This is a genomic window from Thiogranum sp., assembly GCF_058323355.1.
This window is the reverse complement of sequence record NZ_JBTTIO010000006.1, coordinates 23,554-42,898: the sequence shown is the minus strand read 5'-3', so window position 1 is coordinate 42,898 and position 19,345 is coordinate 23,554. Positions and strand designations below refer to the sequence as shown.

Sequence of the window (19,345 nt, the reverse complement as noted above, 5' to 3'; positions counted from 1 at the left end):
GCTCAGGGCAATGCGTCGAATGCAAGCAGACTGTCCAGAAGTGCCGCACTGGGCGGATTACCAAAACCGGTGAACAGGCTGCTGAAGTTTGCAATATCACCGTTCAGCCACATGTAATTGAGAATAACCGTCTCAACCAGGAGATTGACATTATTCGCCGCCGGGCTGGAGGTTGTTTCGACGGACCCATCGGCACGGAAATATCCGATCTGCCGCCTTCTTGGCGTTACTGCGCCGTTGGGGTGATACACCAGGAAAAACGACGCCGCCGTCGATGAGTTATCGCCGGTCCATACGCCCTTGCCGCGCCCATCAACGCTGTTATCCACAGTGCCATTACTGGCCAGTGAGCCGTCACTGAAAACATATATCATCAACGGCACACCTTTCCGTGCGGCATATTCGAGGCAGGCGCCCATGCAACGTCCGGCGCGTAGATCACGGAGTTCGCCGGTGCTGCGGTCACCGGTGTGGTAATCGTAACCCCCCATCGATATGGTACCCGCGCCAGCATAGCCATCAATGACTGTTTTCATCACAGATGCGGTCTTGCGGAATTCCCCGTCACCGTTGAACTCTGCCGCCGAAAAGATTCCCGTCGGGCCGACAATATCCGGATCGAGCGCGGGATCTATGACAGCTCCGGCAAAACGCTCTGCAATATCCGCCGCCTTGAGGTAACCGCAACGCACCAGGTTCTTTATGGTGGCGTCCTGCCCGCTATTGACCAGGGTCTCAAGCATTGTATCAACCCTGTTGAGTTTGCGGTCACTGATGCGCACCACCGATTCCATGACAGCGGTGACTTCCTCATTACTGAGAATCGCCGTCAGGTTGCCCGTATCGATCATACCGGTCACATCGCTGGGACGGTCGACCTTGGTGGGACGGATCTCGGTATCGATCATGGTTGCAGGCGCCATTGAATTGCCACCGGAATCCGAGTTACGTGAACCCACCAGGGTTACAATAGACCCGCCCGCACCGGCTTTGGCGATTCCGTACATCGGGTTGTGCGGATTGTTACCCGTATCGTTATCGGAACGCGCCGGAATGACACAACCATTGATGTTGGGGCCACGGGTAGCCGCCTTTTCCAGGATGCCTCGCAAAAATGCACTGTCCGAATGGAACGCCAGGCCCAGTGTCGTATCGGTGAAATCACCGTTACTGGTCGCCGTTGGCGTCGCTTCCGTACCGCCCGGGATCATGTCACCAGGCAGGCCCAGCTTGCTGTAACCCGCCGTACTCAGCAGATCAAGCTGGGTCTGGCGACCGACCAGCACGTTGGAACCTGCGATATTGACACCGCCCGCCAGATCAAAACAGATAAAAGGAATTTTGGCGCCACCGTTGCCCCCGAGCGCGCAATTGATGGCCTGGGCCATACCGCCCCCGCCCAACGGGTCATCCAGATCCGGGGACAGGGCAGAGGCAACCCGTGGGCTTGCCAGCAAACCGAGCAGCGACGTACCGACCACTGTACCGGCTCCGGTAATAAACCCCTGGCGAAGAAAATCCCTTCGCGTAACGGGTCGAGCATGATCCTGGTGCAGCAGCGGCTCATCGGGCTGCAGATTTTTTGTACGTTTGGCCATTTTCATCATCCCCGTTGCTTTATTGAACCAGTACCGCAGCACTGCCCAGCACCGCACCACACATCGCCTTGACGATGGTTCTGGTACGCGTCGCGTCACACCCCGACGGACAGCTTGTTGTCAGTCGGTCGAACAGGTTATTCCCTGCATTGGTCTGTGTACCGGCAAGGTCGTAGCCAATCAGCTCAACCTTGATCTCTTCCCGTGTTGGCGCATCGATCAGGTCACTACTGCCGCCTTCCGCCAGCCCGATCATTTTGTCGTAGAGGGCGTTTACGATCTGGTTCTTCTCGGCAGAGTTCCCGCTGGAGAAGGCTGTACTGACATCCGAGTCAAACCCGAACCCGCCAAAGAAAGCGCTGCGCAGCGCCGCGTCATCCACCATCAGGCTGCAATACTGGATGGACAGCTGGGCAACCGCCATCTGGTGCGCAGACAGGAAACCATCCATATTTTCGATGGCGGGCAACTGCTGGCGCAGGATCTGGAAATCCGTCTGCACAAGCACGGGATCCACGCCGGTCATCGAAGCCATGCTGGCATTGACCTCATCGAAGGTACGTACGCCAATCTCTGACACCACAGGTGGTGGCGGCAGATCGGGTGGCGTCAACGGAGAGTTCTCGGTAAACACGTTGACCTGCGAACCCAGCCGTTCAAAGGTGAGGAAAAACTCGTCTGTTGCCGGACCGTTCTCGAGCGCAATGATCGTACCGCGGTCTGACAGCAACTGCCCCGTCGATGGATCGTAACTGGAAGCGTCGATCACCACATCCAGATTGGTCCATGCCTGCCCAACCGTTGCTTCACGGCCATTGATACCAATACGCATACCCTGCAACGGAATATTGACTGGCGTCACATCCGGGTCGAGGTTGAAAAAGAATGGCCTGGTAAACAGATAGCTATAGGTATCGTACTGGCTGACCTCGAACACGATATAGCTGTCCGGCAGTGAAATGACATCACCGATGGAAAACAGCAGGAAGAATTTCTCGCCAACCCCAACATCGAAATTCTGCAGGATCTGTTCCTGGGTCAGCGCGCGATTATGGATCGCAAGCATGCGGATCTGACCTGCCCACTGGCGATCACCGGAAACCTCGTTACCCAGCACCAGCGCAAAGGTATCGTCCCACTCGACAAGATTACCCGGCGTCACCGGGTCAACATCATCGGTAAACACGCCGTTGACATAGATACGACGTCCATTGAGCGGATCAAAGGTCACCACAACATGCTGAAGCGTGGCCTGCAGGTCCTCATCGGCATCCGCCGTTGACAGGGCTGGCTCACCATTGCCATCGGTTGTACTGGAGCGTTGCAGGAAATCGTAGTTGTACTGGGTCTGCCCCAGCGTGAAGTTTCGTGCCGATGTGCCGGCCGAATAACTGACAATGCGCGCAGGCCCTTCCTGCACAACATTGGCCGGCGCCACCCAGGCTTCTATCGAATATTCACCGGTGGCCTTGATCAGGTCGCTCAGTTTCTTGCTCGCCGCAGTCGAACCCTGGGCGCGTCCGCTGACAATCTCGATACCCCAGCCACCGACCCAGTTGACATCACCGGTGAGCGTCAAATGTAATGCCGGCTCGACGCCACTGGAGTCGATTGCCACATTACCGGTACCGGACTTGAACTCGTACAGGGCAATAACATCCGATTCATAACGACTGCCGCCACTGGCCACCACACCGTCTGCCACGGTAAGCGCCTTGCTGATAACCAGCGACGGATCAACAACACTGGCCGTAACGCTGTCTGCAAATACAGTGACTGCCGCTTCCATAGTGTTCGCATCATTCGCGCAACTGGCTGTCCAGCAGTTATGCGCCTCGTCCCTCAGCCGAAGCACCAGGCGTGAGTTGGACGGTGTATTAAGATCCATTTTCGATTTGGCAGCCGCATAGGCATCATCGACATCGGGACTCGCAAAGAACGGGGACTGCGGTGTGGGCGATGAATCCACATGGCACCCTGCACAGTTCGCCGTCAGAAGTGGCCATACGGTAGTAGCAAAACCTGCTGATGTGGCAGGGAAGTTTTTCGTTGCCCCGGGGTCCTTGATGACCGGCGCAAACAACTGGATTTCGCGTTGCCCACCCGACACGCCATTAGCCCAGCTTTCGATATAGTTCTGGATAATGGTCGCGCACGCCGCGTCACTCGTCAGCCAGCAATTATGTCCGCCCGCCACCTTGGTCACCAGGCGTGAATTTGCCGGCACATCGAGGTCCACAAGCCCGTTTGCGTCAGCATATGCCAGGTTTACATCATCGCCACGCACAAAGGTTGGCGACTGGATACCCGGGACGTGACAGGCGCCACACCGGTTCGATGCCCGCAGCGGTTCCCACAGATTGACCTGGAACTCGCGGATGTCTGTTGTCACAGCCACAGGCCCGCTATAGCTCGACGTACCGACAGAGCCACCATTGTTCGTCTGCGGATTTGAACTCGTCCCGGCGCCACCACCGCAAGCCGACAAAACCGCTACCGACAACAGCACCGCAGCCTGGCGGAATAACCCGGCCAGGTTGAATCTACCACCCCATCGCACACTTTTCGGATACGCGCTCATAATCATCCCCTCAGCTGTCGCCACCTAGTTGCCCGCACACTGGGCAGCGGCTTCGGCGAATACCTGTTTCATGTTGTAGTTGGTCTGGCTGGTTAACACGTCCCGCAGTGCGACCATCTGCGCCTGATCCGGCTCGTTAAGACACACCGTGCGATAGGCTTTTCTGACCTGGCAACTGGCGAACGCCGTGCTGTTACCCAGTTCCTGGCCAAGCGATGCCGCGCCGTTGCCGTTACCGGGCAGACTGCTGCTCCAGCCCATCACGGCATTCCGGCCACTGCGCCAGTAGTTGTCCCAGCGATCATCGGTCGTCACATAGCCATATTCGAAGTTACTGGCATTTATGAGGTATTTGGGCTGTACCTGCCCGGGGGTATAGACCAGACGCCCCTGTGCGGCATCGTAGTTGTGATAGGCAAACGCCTGTGTCATGGGGTCCATGCCGGTATGGCAACCGATACAGGCGTTCATGAAAATCCGGCTGTCGCCACCCGGGCTGCGACTGACGTCCTGACGAATACGGTCTGCCGGGCGCGTCGTATCCTTCAGCTGTTCCATATCATTACAGAGGTGGTTCAGCATGGTGAAACGGAACATCGCCCGGTTGGTACCATCAATAAAGAAGGCTTGTGCTGCAGCGCGTGTCGTCATAACACCCGCCACACCGGCGACCGGAATACCGTTCAGCGTCGATTGGGCTGCAGGAAACAGATTGGAGGAATTGCTCAGGTCAACACTCAGGTCTTCAAGATTCCGGTAGTGCACATTACTGGAAGGCGAATAGGCCGCGACACCGGAGATGCTGCTGTCGCCAACGTACACCAGGTCGGCTGACAGGAGCGTATTAAAAGGCACCTCGTCGCGCACCATGCCAATAACTGTCGCACTGTAGTCATTCAGTGGATCAAAGACCGATTGCGCCTCGTTCGTCCAGGGCGTGGCAAAATTCTTCAGCGTTGTATTATAGAAGTTGAAAGCACGTGGATTACGCGCAGGGTCCATGGCAAGTAATGCCGCCCCGACTGCACCGCCACCGCTGAGAATCTCTGTTTCCATCGCACTCAGTACGGCGGGCGTAGGTGGAACACCGGTCAAACGATCATGAATCCGCTTGGCCTGCTTGCGTTCAAGATCTCCAGCCAGTACCGATGTGGCTGCAAATACAGTCAGGGCAATTGTCGCCAGGCTGGCGTAAAACTTTCCCGCCCCTGTCTTGCCCCGGACTGTTGCCCGTCGTTGCTCGTCCATCGAATACATTGAGACGCCCCCTAGAGTTGGTTTTTTATCTAAACTTCCCGCCTTAAGCAATTACCGAACCAGCCTGGTTCCACGCCTTTGCGAAGGAAATATAGACCAGTGTTTTCATAACAACTGTGAACCAGCCCACAGTTAACGGCAAAAGCCTGATCGTATTTAACTGACTGATCACCTGATGAAAATAATTTGCACAAGGTGTGACCGGGGTCGCAGTTTCCGGGCGCGGGGACTGGCTATATTGCCAGCATCAATGTCTCTGGCTGGCTGTCGCTATATACCAACGGTGTCGGCAGGCAACGACAACGGCAGGCATGGAAAAGCCTGAAACACATGAAGGAACGCCGTTATCAGCCGTATAAACAGGTAGCCGGACACGGCCCGATACTTGCTATATAAACGCACGCCAGAGAACGAAGAATATTCATTACATCTTTACCGGGAGAAATACATGCCCCGCAGGTTACCGATAACATCGCTGCTGGTCGGTCGCATTGCCATCCTGCTGGCCGCAATGCTGCTGACGGCCTGTGGTGGAGGAACGGAAAGTACCCGTTCAGCCGGCCCGGACCCTCTTGTCGAGGATTTCGGTATCGCCTACGTCAGGCAACCGGTACCGGAAATGGATACTGCCGATGTACGCGAACCCGCCGCCTTCCAGGCGGGTGGCGACCTGATTTACCGTGATCTTGCCTCTCCGATAGCCAGCGAACGCAATGTGACCGAACGCGTCACCGGGGGCATGGGCGACGTCAAGGATGTAGAAGCCTCCTACGACGGCACCCGCCTGCTGTTTGCACTGCGACTGCCGGACATCGAAGGCGCGGCCCCGGAAGACCAGCCGACCTGGAACCTGTGGGAGTACGAGATTGCCACTGACACCCTGACACGGGTTATTGCCTCCGACACCATTGCCGAAGAAGGGCAGGACGTGGCGCCACACTACCTGCCTGACAATCGCATTATCTTCTCTTCGACACGCCAGCGTGCCGCCGGCGCCATACTGATCGATGAAGGCAAACCCCAGTTTCCGGCGCTCGATGAAAATGGCAACGAACCGGCCATGGTGCTCCATGTCATCGATGAAACGCGTCAGAATATCACCCAGGTCTCCTTCAACCAGAGTCACGACCTTGACCCGGTCGTACTGAACAGCGGCGAAGTGGTGTTCTCACGCTGGGATAACGCTGGCAATAACAGCGCCATCAACCTGTATAAAATGAACCCGGATGGCAGCCAGCTGCGCCTGCTGTACGGCGCCGCCAGCCATGACACCGGCACTGGCGGGGCGACCATCCAGTTCCTGCAACCCCGCGAGTTGCCGGATGGTCAACTCGCGACGTTGATTCGACCGTTTACCGGCAACGATCAGGGTGGCGACATTGTCGCTATCGATATCGGCAACTACGTCGAGAACACACAACCCACGGCCCCCAACCAGGGGATCCTGACAGGCCCGGCGCAGGTATCCCGCACCTTTGGTGAAGTCCGCACCGATGACCAGCCCTCTCCCGCCGGTCGCTTCAATGCCTTTTACCCGTTGTGGGATGGCACCAATCGTGCGCTGATCACCTGGAGCCAGTGTCGACTGATGGATGCCAGCCAGCGAATCCTGCCCTGCACGGATCAGACCCTGGCCGACACCACGCTGGTAGAAGCCCCACCCCTGTACAGCGTCTACCTCTACGACTTCGGCGACAATACCCAGCGCCCCGTATTCACCCCGCAGGAAGGCATGCTGTACCGCGATGTTGTCGCCACCCAGCCCAGAACCCTGCCCAATATCATTTTTGATGCCGTTGCCGGTGTCGATGTCGACCAGACGCTGGTCGATGAGAATGTCGGCATACTGCACATCGCCAGCGTGTACGACTTTGACAGCCAGTACAACGCACTGGGCGGTACAGCCACCGACCTTGCCATGCTGGCCGATCCGCAGCAGATACTGGCCAACCAGCGGCCGGCCCGTTTTCTGCGACTCGTCAAGGCCGTCAGCATCCCGGATGACGATATTGTCAACCTGGTCGGCGCCAACTTCGGCCGCAACCGTTCGCTGGGCATGCGTGAGATTCTCGGCTACGCCCCGATCGAACCGGACGGCTCGGTACGCGTAAAAGTCCCGGCCAACGTCCCGTTTACCCTCAGCGTACTGGACAAGGATGGCCGCCGCATCAGTCAACGCCACGACAACTGGCTCCAGCTGCGTGCCGGTGAAGTCATGAACTGCTCCGGCTGCCACGATGCATCGTCCGGCCTGTCTCACGGTAACCCGGACGCCTTTGCACCCCTCAATACCGGCGCCCCTTTCGATGGCTACACCTTCCCCAACACCGAGGCATCCCTGTTCGCGGATGCCGGCGACACCATGGCGCAGGTCAGAACACGCATCACCCCGACGGCACTGACACCGTCAGTTGACATCATCTACCGCGATGTATGGACCGATGCAACCATAGACCCTGTCGGCCGACCCAAAGATCCTGATATCGACTATCTTTACGCCGACCTGGATCCCGCTATCACCGCACCGGCCACAACCGACTGCCAGGCAAACTGGAACTACCTGTGCAGGATCGTTATCAACTACGAAGCCAGCATCCACCCGATCTGGAGCGTTGACAGGGGACCTGCCGATACCTGCATCAACTGCCATACCAGCCAGGATGCAGCCAATGCAGACCGGGTACCCGACGCCCAGCTCGACCTGACAGGCGGCATCTCGGACCAGAACGCGAACCACTTCAAGTCATACCGTGAACTGCTGTTCGGTGACAACAGCCAGGAACTGGACGACATGGGCAACCTGGTCGACACCCTGGTGCAGGCGACAGATGGCAGCGGCAACCCGTTGTTCGAACTCGATGCGAACGGTGACCAGATACTGGACATCAACGGTAACCCGATCCCCGTCATGGTAACCATCCCCGTCAGCCCGTCCATGCGTGCTGCCGGCGCGCTTTCAAGCCCACGCTTCTTCAATATCTTCGCGCCGGGTGGAACGCACGATGGCCGGCTCACCGCGGCAGAGCTCAAACTGATTGCAGAATGGCTGGATATCGGCGGGCAATACTACAATAATCCGTTTGACGTGCCACCGTGAGCCTCTGCAAACTGAATAGAATATGGATCCAACCAACAAGACAAGGATGTACCTTTGAAAGCTGCCGCGTGCCTGCGCACCCTGTTTAACGCCCTGTTTGCCTGTGCCTTGCTGCTGCCGGCTGCCGCATCGGCGGGTATATTCAGCGGCCTGTTTGGCGACGACCAGCCCATGCAAGTTGAAATTGCCGACCCCTATATCGAACTGCATACCGGGGCCGGGCGCGGCTATCCCGTGTTCCATGTCGAGGAACGCGGCGAGTGGATCGAAATACTCAAACGTAAAACCGACTGGTTCAAGGTGCGCACGCGCAAGGGCAAACAGGGCTGGGTCGCACGCGAACAACTGGAACGAACCCTGACACCCGGCGGTGAAACCACCGAAATCCGTGAAGCCACCTTCGAGGAGTTCTCTTTTCATCGCCTGGAAACAGGCGCCATGGGTGGGGACTTCGAAGGTGCCGACGTTTTGACCTTTTACGGCGCCTATTCGTTTACACCTAATCTTTCCGCCGAATTGTCCGTTTCCAAATTATTCTCCCCCTTTTCGGATGCCGAAATGGCCAATATCGGCCTGCTCATCCACCCGTTTCCGGCGTGGCGCATCTCGCCCTTCTTCACCGTGGGGACAGGCGTGATACAAACCAATCCGAAAACCACACTGGTGCAGGAACGCGACCGCATTGACCAGCTCGCCCACGTCGGCGTCGGCGTACGTGTTTACATCACCCGGCAATTTATTTTCCGCGCCCAGTACAAGAACTACCTCATCTTCCAGAGCACCGATGACAACCAGGAGATCAACGAATGGCAAGCCGGACTGTCCGTCTTTTTCTGAATACCGCACTTGGCCTCGGCATACTGCTGACACCGGTCTGGTCGCCCGTGACGCTGGCCGCCAATAACGAACAGGTCGTGCGCCCGGAAATCAAACGCCGCGAAGTGCATGAGGATGCCATCGATACCGAAGACTTCGAAATCGGCGCCTTCGCCGGCATTATGAGCATCGAGGATTTTGGCTCCAATCCCGTCTATGGTATTCGCGGCACCTACCACGTCACCGAGGACATTTTCCTGGAAGGGGCATACGCGCTTACACGTGGCGGAGAGACCAGCTTCGAACGCCTCAGCGGTGCCGCCAGCATTCTCACCGATGACGAGCGGGACCTCGAATACTACAACCTGTCATTCGGTATCAACGTGTTCCCCGGAGAATCCTTCATCGGCACACGCTGGGCCTTCACCTCGACCTTCTACCTGATTGGCGGCGTTGGCAGCACCAGTTTCGCCGGTGACGACATGCTGACCTGGAATGCAGGTTTTGGCTACAAGGTACTGCTGAACGACTGGCTGGCAATGCGTGTCGATGCCCGCGATCATATCTTCGACCTCGATCTGCTCGGTGAAAAACGTACCACGCACAACCTGGAATTCAGTGCAGGACTGTCTATATTTTTCTGATTTGTGCGCTGTGTCCTGTTCCGGCAAAACCGGCTCACGGACACTGCGGGGAATACCGGCCACAGCAACTGGCGTAACCCCTCAATCCCGCCGGTATACGGCCGCTAGTACCGTGCAGACAAAGAATATGGAGATAACCATGACCACAATAACCGCTTGCATGAAAGCCCTTACATTGCCACTGCTGGGCCTGCTGCTGCTTGTGTCCGGGCAGGTATCTGCCGGCGCGCCACAAGGCCCTGCACCGGATTTCGCCCTGAAAACCCCCGACGGCAGGAACGCCCGTCTCAGCGAATACCGTGGCGAAGTGGTCATGATCAACTTCTGGGCCTCCTGGTGCGCACCCTGCCGCCAGGAAATGCCTCTGCTGGAAGAACTCTATACCCAGTACCAACCGCTCGGCTTTACCATCCTCGGCGTCAATGTCGAGCAGGACAGCAGCAAAGCACTGGCCATGCTGGAAGATATACCTGTCAGCTTCCCGATCATGCTCGACACCCGAAGCTCGGTCAGCAAACTGTATAATGTTGTAGCCATGCCCACCTCGATATTGATCGACCGGGATGGCAACATGCGCTACCTGCACCATGGCTACAAGCCAGGCTACGAGGAACAATACCAGCAACAGGTACGTGAACTAATCAGGGAATGATGACTTTGCAGCGCACAATTATTGCGTCCTGTTTGCTGGCGGTCGTGACCGGGTGCAGCAGTATCGAGCCGTGGGTAAAACCCTATGAACGAACCCACCTCGCCGACCCGATTATGAGTTTCAGCCGCGACCCGGTTTCGAGCGCCTATGACGGCCATGTCTACCAGGTCCGGGAAGGCGCGCGCGGCGCGGAAGGTGGACACGGAGGCGGTTGTGGCTGTAACTAGTACATGGCGACACTGCATCACCGCAGCCCTTTTCTCACTACCCATCCTCGCGAACAGCGCCATCCTCCCCGAGGATCGTGCTGACGCCCTGTACCACTCCTATGATGGCGGCGGCGTCACCGTGACCGGGCCATCGATACTGGTACGCAAGGGGGATGCAAAACGCTTCTCGGCCAGCGCCAACTACTATGCCGACAGTATCAGCAGTGCATCGATCGACGTCGTTACACAGGGCAGTGAATACGCTGAAAGTCGCGACCAGTACTCTGTAGGGCTCGACTACCTGCACGCGAATACAATAATGTCGCTTGGCTATGCCAACAGTGAAGAAAGCGACTACAAATCTGACACCTACAGCATTGCCTTCGCGCAGACCCTGTTCGGCAATATGACGACAGTTACACTGGCCTACTCACGCGGCTTCGATGATGTATTACGCAATGGCGACAACAATTTCGCCGAAACCGCTGACCACCAGAACTACCATGTATCACTGACACAGGTGCTCACCAGGGATCTTTTGCTGAGCCTCAATTATGACGCCATAACCGATGAAGGCTTTCTGAACAACCCTTACCGGTCAATAGCCTTCATCGACACCAGCACGCCATCCGGCATAAGCTTTGAACCCGAAGCCTACCCCAATACACGCACCAGTAACGCCGTGTCGGCCAACTTCCTGTACTACCTGCCCTACCGCGCAACAATCAAGGCCGGTTACCGTTACTACGCCGATGACTGGGACATTACCGCACACACGGCTGAACTGGGCTATGTGCATCCACTGGGTAACCGGTGGATTTTTGAGGCCGGTTACCGCTTTTATACCCAGTCCGAAGCCGACTTCTACGCTGACTTTTTCCCGCGTGCCGACGCACAGAACTTCAAGGCCCGCGACAAGGAACTCAGCAACTTCAGGGACCATACGTTCAGCGTAGGTGTAAGCTATGAGCTGCCCGGTGTGAAACGTGGCTTTATTGACAAGGCAACGCTTAACCTCAAGTACAGCTACATCCAGTTCAGGTATGACAATTTCACTGACCTGTCCGATCCAGACCTGCCCAACTACGAGTTTACAGCCAACGTTTTCCAGGCGTTTGCCTCCATCTGGTACTGACCACCATCCCATGCTGCGATTTCTTTGCCTGACACTCACCCTGCTGTTCTCGACAAGCGGGATAGCCGGCTGGCTCAAGCAGGAAGCCGACATCATGGGTACACGCATTGTTGTCGAGCTTTACCACAAGGACCCGGCCATTGCACAACGCGGCGTAGACACCGTGCTTGCTGAAATGCGGCGCATCGACGCCGCCATGAGCCCTTTCATCGACAGCAGTGAACTGTCTCTCGTCAACCGGGAAGCCGGCCAGCACGCGGTGCGCGTCAGCAAGGAACTGTTTGAGCTGTTACAGCGCGCAAAACGTGTATCGGATCTAACCGGCGGGGCTTTTGACGTGACGTTCGCCAGCGTGGGTTTTCTCTATGACTATCGCAAAGGCATCCGTCCCGATGACACGCATCGCGCCCGGGCCACAGCCCTCATCAACTACCGGCAGTTACAGCTTGACAGCACTCGACAGACGGTGCGCTTTGGGCAGCCCGGTATGCGCATCGACCTTGGCGGTATTGCAAAAGGTTATGCTGTCGATCGTTGCGTGACACTGCTTGAGCAACTGGATATACACAATGCCCTGGTGCGCGCCGGCGGCGACAGTCGTGTAGCCGGCGAACGCTGGGGCCGCCCGTGGACGATTGGCATCCGCGCCCCGCGTGACCGCAAAGGCGTGGTGGCCATGATTCCACTGATCGACGTTGCCGTTTCCACTTCCGGCGACTACGAACGTTTCTTTGAGCAGTCTGGCGTGCGTTACCACCACATCATCAACCCGCGTACCGGCGACTCGGCGCGGGAACTGCAGAGCGTCACGATTATCGGCCCCGACGCCACCACAACCGACGCCCTGTCTACCAGCGTGTTCGTTCTCGGGCTGGATAAGGGCATGGCACTCATCGACCGCCTCCCCGGCATCGATGCCATCCTCGTCGATGGCCACGGTGTCCTGTACTACTCCAATGACCTGCAACCCGCCAAAAACCCGCGCACAGGCGTCAAGACGCCGTCGGCTACTGTCTCTCAATGAAGACAGAAAATTACCCGGAGTCACCACAAAGCCGGTTAATACTGCACCTGTCGCCCTGATGCGACAGAAATCATCATTGCACGCCCCGAACAGTGTAGACATCCCACATGGTACAAACCTTGCTTCTTCCACCGTAACAAGGGACTTGTATCGAACAAGTGTGTCGTAGCGCACGCCCGGTTTGTGAACCCGGTAGCAGAAACCCGTTGCTGAATAACGCGATACTCGCGTGCACGTGCGCGCATACCCGCAACGCCGCAGGAGGGCGTTATGAAAACACTGACAGCAGCAATCCTGGCCGGCCTGATCGCCTGGCCCGTCATGACGCTGGCCGAAAAACAGCCAACCGGCATGCAGGAAGAAGTACAGAATCTGAAAAAACAGGTTCTCGAACTCAACCGCGACCTGTTCCTGCTGGAGGAAGAGTTGCTGTTCCCCTCCAACACCCAGATCTCGGTCTTCCTGTCCATGGATGTCGGGACCTTTTTCCAGCTCGACTCCGTTAGCGTAAAACTGGATGGCAAGGAAGTCGCCAATTACCTGTATACCCCCCGTGAAATCGAGGCACTGGTACGCGGTGGCGTGCAACGCATTCATATCGGCAACATCAAGAATGGCGAACATGAACTGGTCGCTTTCTTCACCGGCAAGGGGCCGCACGGCCGCGATTACCGCCGCGGTTCCACGACCACCGTCAGGAAGGGACTGGGACCAAAGTATGTTGAGCTTCAGATCGTTGATGCAACGAACAATCAGCAGCCGGAATTCAACGTCAAGGAATGGTAATGCCTCGCCACATCCTGCGGCAGCTGCTGTTACTGTGTTCCAGCCTGCTGGCAACCGGCAGTTTCGCTGGCGCCGATAAGCCGCAGCATGTACAGGACCTCCACTATGGAGAGGTGCTGTTTCATTTCTATCAGGATGATTATTTCACCGCCATCTCACACCTGATGGCCGCCCAGGCACAGGAGCAGCTTCCCCATCACCGCGATGAAGCGGAGTTGTTGCTGGGTGGACTGCAACTCTCCTACGGTATGCTCGACGAGGCTGGAGAACGCTTCCGGACATTACTTGGCCCCGATACCAGCCTTGACCTGCGTAACCGCGCCTGGTTCTACCTCACCAGGATTTCCTACCAGCACGGCCTCTATGAAAAAGCGGCGGCGGCCTACAAACGCGTTGAAATCACCGGAAACAGGGCCATGCAGGCGGAACTTGCGGTACTGGCCGCCAACATCTACATGGCCATGGGGAAGGACAGCGTGGCCACGGAGATACTCAACAAGACACGGGCCCCGGAGGGCTGGAAAGAGTATCTCCAGATCAACAAGGGTATTGCACAACTCCGCGCCGGTGACATCAAGGCCGGCCAGGCAACGCTGGACAAGCTTGGCAGGGGAAAAACCCGTGACGAGGAGCTGCTCGCCCTGCGCGACAGGGCCAACCTGGCGCTGGGTTACCAGCTGTTGCGCGAAGGCGAACCAGGGCAGGCGCGTAAATACCTGAACCGGGTTCGACTGCGCGGGCCGTTCATGCAGGAAGCCTTGCTGGGTGCCGGCTGGGCCGATGCCGAGCGTGGTGATTACGAAGCGGCACTGGCGCCCTGGCTCAGGCTAAACCAGCTTGGCAGCAAACAGCCGGCCGCACTCGAGGTTCGCCTCGCGGTACCCTATTCCTTTGCACGCCTCGGTGACCGTGACCGTGCCATCTACTTTTATGAACAGGCCATCGACTATTACGATAGCGAGCAGGCAGACCTCGAAGCCGCCATTCAGGCAGCAGAGTCCGGCGCCCTGCTGGAACTGCTCGAGCAGGCCGACACCCATGAGTCCGGCGGCTGGCTGCACGACATACCCGCACTGAAAGACATCCCTTCCGGGCGTTACCTGGTTGATGTTCTCGCCACGCACGACTTCCAGGAAAACCTGAAAGACTACCGCGACCTGGGTTTTCTGCAGGAACTCCTGGCGCAGCGACTGACCAATATCGATTTATTGCACGGCATGGTTGACACCCGCCGCCTGGCGTACGAATTGCGCGCACCCGGCATCCGCAAACAACTGGACCTGAACGAAGCACAAGCATTACAGACACGCTGGCTGTCGCTCAATAGCGAACTTGAGGCGCAGAAACAGCGCAATGACCCACTGGGTCTGGCGACCGGCAAGGAACAGCAACAACTGGCCACACTGGATAAAGTGGAACGCATACTCGACAAGCTGCCTGAAGACGACAAACGCAAGGCATCCCTGCGCGACAAGGCACGCTGGTTGCGTGGTGTGCTGTACTGGCAGATCCAGTCTGATTACCCTGATCGCCTGTGGAAAGTCCGCAAGGAACTCAAACGTCTGGAGCAACCGGTTGCAGAACTGATGGCCGGACACCAGGCTATCGAGCAGGCACTGGAAAGCGTGCCGGACTCTTTCAACGGTTACGACCAGCGCATCGAAACCCTGCGCCAGCGCATCCTGTCACTGCTCCCCGCCATTCACGAAGCGCGAAATTCTGCCCGCCAGCAGATCTACCAACTTGCCATGCAGGAACTGGGTGCGCGCCGTGAACGTTTGATCAGTTACCGCGCCCAGGCGCGTTATGCCCTGGCACGCAACTATGACCAGCTCGCCAGACAAAACGAAACGGGAACTCAACCATGAGAGCCCGCCCGTCCCTGGTATTGATCGCGATACTGGCCAGTGGCTGCTCGTCCGTGCAACTGCCCGGCACTTATAATGAACCCACCATTGGTTCGCTGGAAACACCGGGCCTGCCGGAAACACCGCGAGTGCAAAACCGTGATCCGCGCAAATCAGCGATCCGGCACTACCAGGCCTTTCTCGACGAATCGTCCGAAACCGTTTTTGTGCCGGAAGCGATGCGCCGGCTTGCCGACCTGTATCTCGCTGAAGAACAGGATGCACTGGGAGACGGCCAGGCGGTGGCGGGCAGCACCTCGCGCGCCGCTCAACTCTATGCAGAATTGCTGAAACGTTACCCCGACCACGAACACAACGACACGGCACTCTACCAGCTGGCACGCGCCTACGAACAATCGGGTGAAGCAGAGCCTGCCATGCAGGCACTCAGCCGTTACGCAACGCAGTATTCCAGCGAAGACAAGTACGATGAAGCCCAGTTCAGACGCGGTGAATATCTTTTCGTTCGCCGTCAGTTCCGCGAAGCGGAAGCCGCCTACCAGGCCGTGCTCGATACCGGCAGTGAATCTGATTTCCACCAACAGGCGCTGTATAAACTCGGCTGGGCCCGCTTCAAACAGAATGACTATGAATCTGCGCTGCATGCCTACATCAACCTGCTGGACGAAATGCTCGGTGCACACGACAGCACGGAACTGCCGAAAGATCTGGCGCGTGCCGACCAGGAACGCCTCGATGACACCCTGCGGGCAATCAGCCTGAGTTTCTCCTATCTCGGCGACCATAAATCCATACAGCAGTATTTCTCACGCCGCGGTAATAAACCCTTCGAACCCCTGCTGTATGCACGCCTGGCGGGACTGCACCTTTCCAAAGAGCGCTTCACCGATGCGGCTGACACCTACCGCCTGTTTGCTGAAGCCCACCCGCAACACCGCGAGGCACCACTGTTCCAGTCGAGGGTCATCGATGTTTACAAGCAGGCCGGCTTCGGCGCCCGTGTGCTCGAAGAAAAACAGGCCTTTGTCGAACGTTACCAGCCTGCCGGCAAATACTGGCAGCAGCACAACCCGGAAGACTCACCCGAAGTCCTCAACCAGGTTCAACGCCACCTGCGTGATATTGCCGAGCATTACCACGCCCAGGCACAGCAACAGAAGAAACCCGCCGCCTACGCGGAAGCCAGCCGCTGGTACCGCCTGTTCCTGAGCGCATTCCCGACCAGCAAACAGGCGCCGTACATGAACTTCCTGTACGCAGAACTGCTGACCAGCGCCGGCTCGCACGGCGAGGCGGCGCTGCAGTACGAGCGTACCGCCTACCAGTACGGTGCACACGATAAAGCGGCGGAGTCCGGCTACGCGGCATTACTCGCCTATCGTAAACATGAACCCGCACTGAAAGGTAAAGCACGTGCCGACTGGCACCTGGCCGGCATCAACAGCGCACTGCGCTTCGCCAACGATTTCCCTGAACACAAACAGGCACTGCCGGTGCGCACACTGGCGGCCCAGCAGCTCTACGCATTACGTGACTACCAGCGCGCCATCGACGCCGCACTGCCTGTCACCACACATCCTGGTGCCACACCGGCACTGTCCCTGTCGGCCTGGACCGTCATCGCCCATGCCCGCTTTGACCAGAATGATTACCTGCAGGCCGAAGCCGCCTACCAGCAAGTTCTGGCACGCACCCCGCGTAAAGACAAAAAACGCCCGGCCCTCCAGGAAAAACTGGCCGCAAGTATTTATAAACAGGGTGAACAGGAACGCAGCGCAGGCAACCTGGCGGGTGCAACCGCTCACTTCCTGAGAATTGCCTCGGCTGTCCCGACCTCTCCAATCAACGTCACAGCCCAGTACGATGCCGCCGCGGCCTATATCGCACTCAAACAATGGCCACAAGCGATCCGCATTCTGGAACCCTGGCGAAAAGCCAACCCGCACCACAAGCTGCAGGCCGACGTGACCCGCAAGCTCGCCGTACTCTACCGTGAAAACGGTCAGCCGGTTCTTGCCGCAAACGAATTCGAGCGCATTGCCGGCAGCGAGAAAGACCCGGCACTGCGGCGCGAGGCCCGCCTGACAACAGCCAGCCTGTACCAGCAGGCCGGACGCAGCGACAAGGCCATCGAGGCTTACAAACGTTTCATCAAGGAATTCCCGCAGCCTGTTGAACCCGCCATGGAAGCGCAGTACCAGCTTGTCCTGCTGTATGACAAATCCGGCCAGCCCGGTAAAAAGCGTTACTGGCAAACACAACTGGTCAGGACAGATGACGCTGCCGGCAGGCAACGTTCTGACCGCACCCGCTACCTTGCCGCGAACGCACAACTTGCACTGGTTGCCGACGAATACGCCGCCTACCGAAAGGTTGCGCTGAAAGAGCCGCTAAAGAAGAGCCTGGCGAGAAAGAAAAAACACATGAAAGCCTCCATCAGGGGCTACACCGAGGCTGCCGGCTACAAGGTCGCCGCCGTCTCAACCGAGGCCACCTTCCGCATCGGCGAGATATACAAGGACTTTGGCGCCGCACTGATGGCATCGGAACGGCCGCGCAACCTGAACGAGGAAGAGCTGGAACAGTATGAACTGTTGCTCGAGGAACAGGCTTATCCCTTCGAGGAAAAATCCATCGAGGTTCACGAAACCAATGCCCAACGCACGGCCGACGGCCTGTATGACGAATGGATACGTAAAAGTCTGGTCGAGCTTGCCGAGCTGATGCCGGTCCGTTACGCCAAACAGGAACAGGGGGAAGATTTTGTTGCCGTCCTTCAATAAGACCCTGCTCGTTGCCACTGCAATCCTGCTTGCCGCAGGTTGCAGCAGTGTGCGCACGCCCGACACACCCACTAAGGACAACAAGGCGGTACAGGAACAAAAACTGCCTCGCGCCTATGACAATGCACTGGTATTGATGCAACGCGGTGATCACAAGGCGGCCATCCCGGTACTGAAAGCCTTCATTGCCAAGCAACCCGCACTGGCCGGCCCTTACCTGAATCTCGGTATTGCCTACCGCCTGACCGGACAGGATGACGCGGCCGCGGAGGCCCTCAACCAGGCACTGAAACTCAACCCGGAAAACCCGGCCGTGTGGCACCAGCTGGCCATCCTGTACCGCAACCAGGGCGACTTCAAAGCCGCGCTGGACGCCTACCGGAAAGCACTGGAACTGGACCAGGACTACGCCCTGGCACACCGCAATATCGGCATTCTGTACGACCTGTATCTGCAACAGCCGCTGCTGGCGCTACAGCACTACCGGAAATACCTGGCGCTCAAGGGCGAGGAAGACGTTACCGTTAACCGCTGGGTAGTGGATCTCGAACGCCGCAACGGCAATGCGCAGGCGAGGAAAATCCCGTGAAATATCTGAATATTTTCATATACCTGCTATGTATCTGCGTCACACCACCCGTGCTGGCGGAAGAAACGCTCGATCTCGACGGCATGTCGATCATTGGCAACCGGGAACTGCCCAAGGCGCTGTTTATCGTTCCCTGGAAAGACCCGGAGGCGGCACTGGCGCCCGATCGGCCTGTAAACAGCCTGGTAAACAACACACTACAACCGGTTGACCCGGATGTTTTCCGGCGCAAATTGCAATATTTCGACACAGTTCACAAAAACGGCTCAAGCAAAACCTCTGAATCCCCGTAACACAAGGGACTAC

General features: G+C 57.6%; 15 protein-coding genes. 12 read left to right on the top strand and 3 right to left on the bottom strand.

Going from position 1 to position 19,345, the window contains the following annotated elements:
* Positions 1-2 precede the first annotated feature (2 nt).
* The 3 genes from ACW81B_RS01270 to ACW81B_RS01260 are packed head-to-tail and all read right to left on the bottom strand — an operon-like array spanning position 3 to position 5,436.
* Positions 3-1,598 carry a hypothetical protein gene (locus ACW81B_RS01270; RefSeq protein WP_491578383.1) on the bottom strand — a complete coding sequence of 532 codons (1,596 nt, stop codon included), beginning with the start codon at positions 1,596-1,598 and terminating at the stop codon, positions 3-5.
* Between the two features lie 19 nt (positions 1,599-1,617).
* On the bottom strand, positions 1,618-4,179 hold the full coding sequence (locus tag ACW81B_RS01265) for a LamG domain-containing protein (protein ID WP_491578382.1): 2,562 nt from the start codon (positions 4,177-4,179) through the stop codon (positions 1,618-1,620).
* A gap of 24 nt (positions 4,180-4,203) precedes the next feature.
* A complete protein-coding gene (locus ACW81B_RS01260) occupies positions 4,204-5,436 on the bottom strand; it encodes a hypothetical protein (protein WP_491578381.1) in 1,233 nt (410 codons plus the stop codon).
* Positions 5,437-5,884: 448 nt separating this feature from the next.
* Between ACW81B_RS01260 and ACW81B_RS01255 the strand changes: the two genes are divergently transcribed.
* From ACW81B_RS01255 to ACW81B_RS01200, 12 genes are all read left to right on the top strand, one after another.
* On the top strand, positions 5,885-8,533 hold the full coding sequence (locus tag ACW81B_RS01255; RefSeq protein ID WP_491578380.1) for an HzsA-related protein: 2,649 nt from the start codon (positions 5,885-5,887) through the stop codon (positions 8,531-8,533).
* A 54-nt stretch (positions 8,534-8,587) separates the two neighbouring features.
* Positions 8,588-9,370 carry an SH3 domain-containing protein gene (locus tag ACW81B_RS01250; RefSeq protein ID WP_491578379.1) on the top strand — a complete coding sequence of 261 codons (783 nt, stop codon included), beginning with the start codon at positions 8,588-8,590 and terminating at the stop codon, positions 9,368-9,370.
* Positions 9,340-9,993: an outer membrane beta-barrel domain-containing protein gene (locus ACW81B_RS01245; RefSeq protein ID WP_491578378.1), complete on the top strand. Its 654-nt coding sequence runs from the start codon at positions 9,340-9,342 to the stop codon at positions 9,991-9,993. Before ACW81B_RS01250 ends, ACW81B_RS01245 begins: the two co-directional genes overlap by 31 nt.
* A 139-nt stretch (positions 9,994-10,132) precedes the next feature.
* Positions 10,133-10,645 (top strand): TlpA disulfide reductase family protein, encoded by a 513-nt coding sequence (locus ACW81B_RS01240; RefSeq protein WP_491578377.1) that lies wholly within the window; start codon positions 10,133-10,135, stop codon positions 10,643-10,645.
* A gap of 5 nt (positions 10,646-10,650) precedes the next feature.
* Positions 10,651-10,872 (top strand): DUF4266 domain-containing protein, encoded by a 222-nt coding sequence (locus ACW81B_RS01235; protein WP_491578376.1) that lies wholly within the window; start codon positions 10,651-10,653, stop codon positions 10,870-10,872.
* The gene (locus ACW81B_RS01230; RefSeq protein ID WP_491578375.1) at positions 10,859-11,989 is read left to right on the top strand and encodes a DUF3570 domain-containing protein; all 1,131 of its coding nucleotides are present in this window, start codon (positions 10,859-10,861) and stop codon (positions 11,987-11,989) included. The genes ACW81B_RS01235 and ACW81B_RS01230 overlap by 14 nt, the downstream gene beginning before the upstream one ends.
* 10 nt (positions 11,990-11,999) lie before the next feature.
* Positions 12,000-13,013: an FAD:protein FMN transferase gene (locus ACW81B_RS01225; RefSeq protein WP_491578374.1), complete on the top strand. Its 1,014-nt coding sequence runs from the start codon at positions 12,000-12,002 to the stop codon at positions 13,011-13,013.
* 270 nt (positions 13,014-13,283) lie between these two features.
* Positions 13,284-13,799 carry an AraC family transcriptional regulator gene (locus ACW81B_RS01220; RefSeq protein ID WP_491578373.1) on the top strand — a complete coding sequence of 172 codons (516 nt, stop codon included), beginning with the start codon at positions 13,284-13,286 and terminating at the stop codon, positions 13,797-13,799.
* A complete protein-coding gene (locus ACW81B_RS01215; RefSeq protein ID WP_491578372.1) occupies positions 13,799-15,667 on the top strand; it encodes a tetratricopeptide repeat protein in 1,869 nt (622 codons plus the stop codon). The genes ACW81B_RS01220 and ACW81B_RS01215 overlap by 1 nt, the downstream gene beginning before the upstream one ends.
* Positions 15,664-18,450, top strand: coding sequence for a tetratricopeptide repeat protein (locus tag ACW81B_RS01210; RefSeq protein ID WP_491578371.1), 2,787 nt, complete (start codon positions 15,664-15,666; stop codon positions 18,448-18,450). Before ACW81B_RS01215 ends, ACW81B_RS01210 begins: the two co-directional genes overlap by 4 nt.
* Positions 18,434-19,039, top strand: a complete 606-nt coding sequence (locus tag ACW81B_RS01205; RefSeq protein ID WP_491578370.1) for a tetratricopeptide repeat protein — start codon at positions 18,434-18,436, stop codon at positions 19,037-19,039. The genes ACW81B_RS01210 and ACW81B_RS01205 overlap by 17 nt, the downstream gene beginning before the upstream one ends.
* Positions 19,036-19,332 (top strand): hypothetical protein, encoded by a 297-nt coding sequence (locus ACW81B_RS01200; protein ID WP_491578369.1) that lies wholly within the window; start codon positions 19,036-19,038, stop codon positions 19,330-19,332. Before ACW81B_RS01205 ends, ACW81B_RS01200 begins: the two co-directional genes overlap by 4 nt.
* Positions 19,333-19,345: the final 13 nt, after the last annotated feature.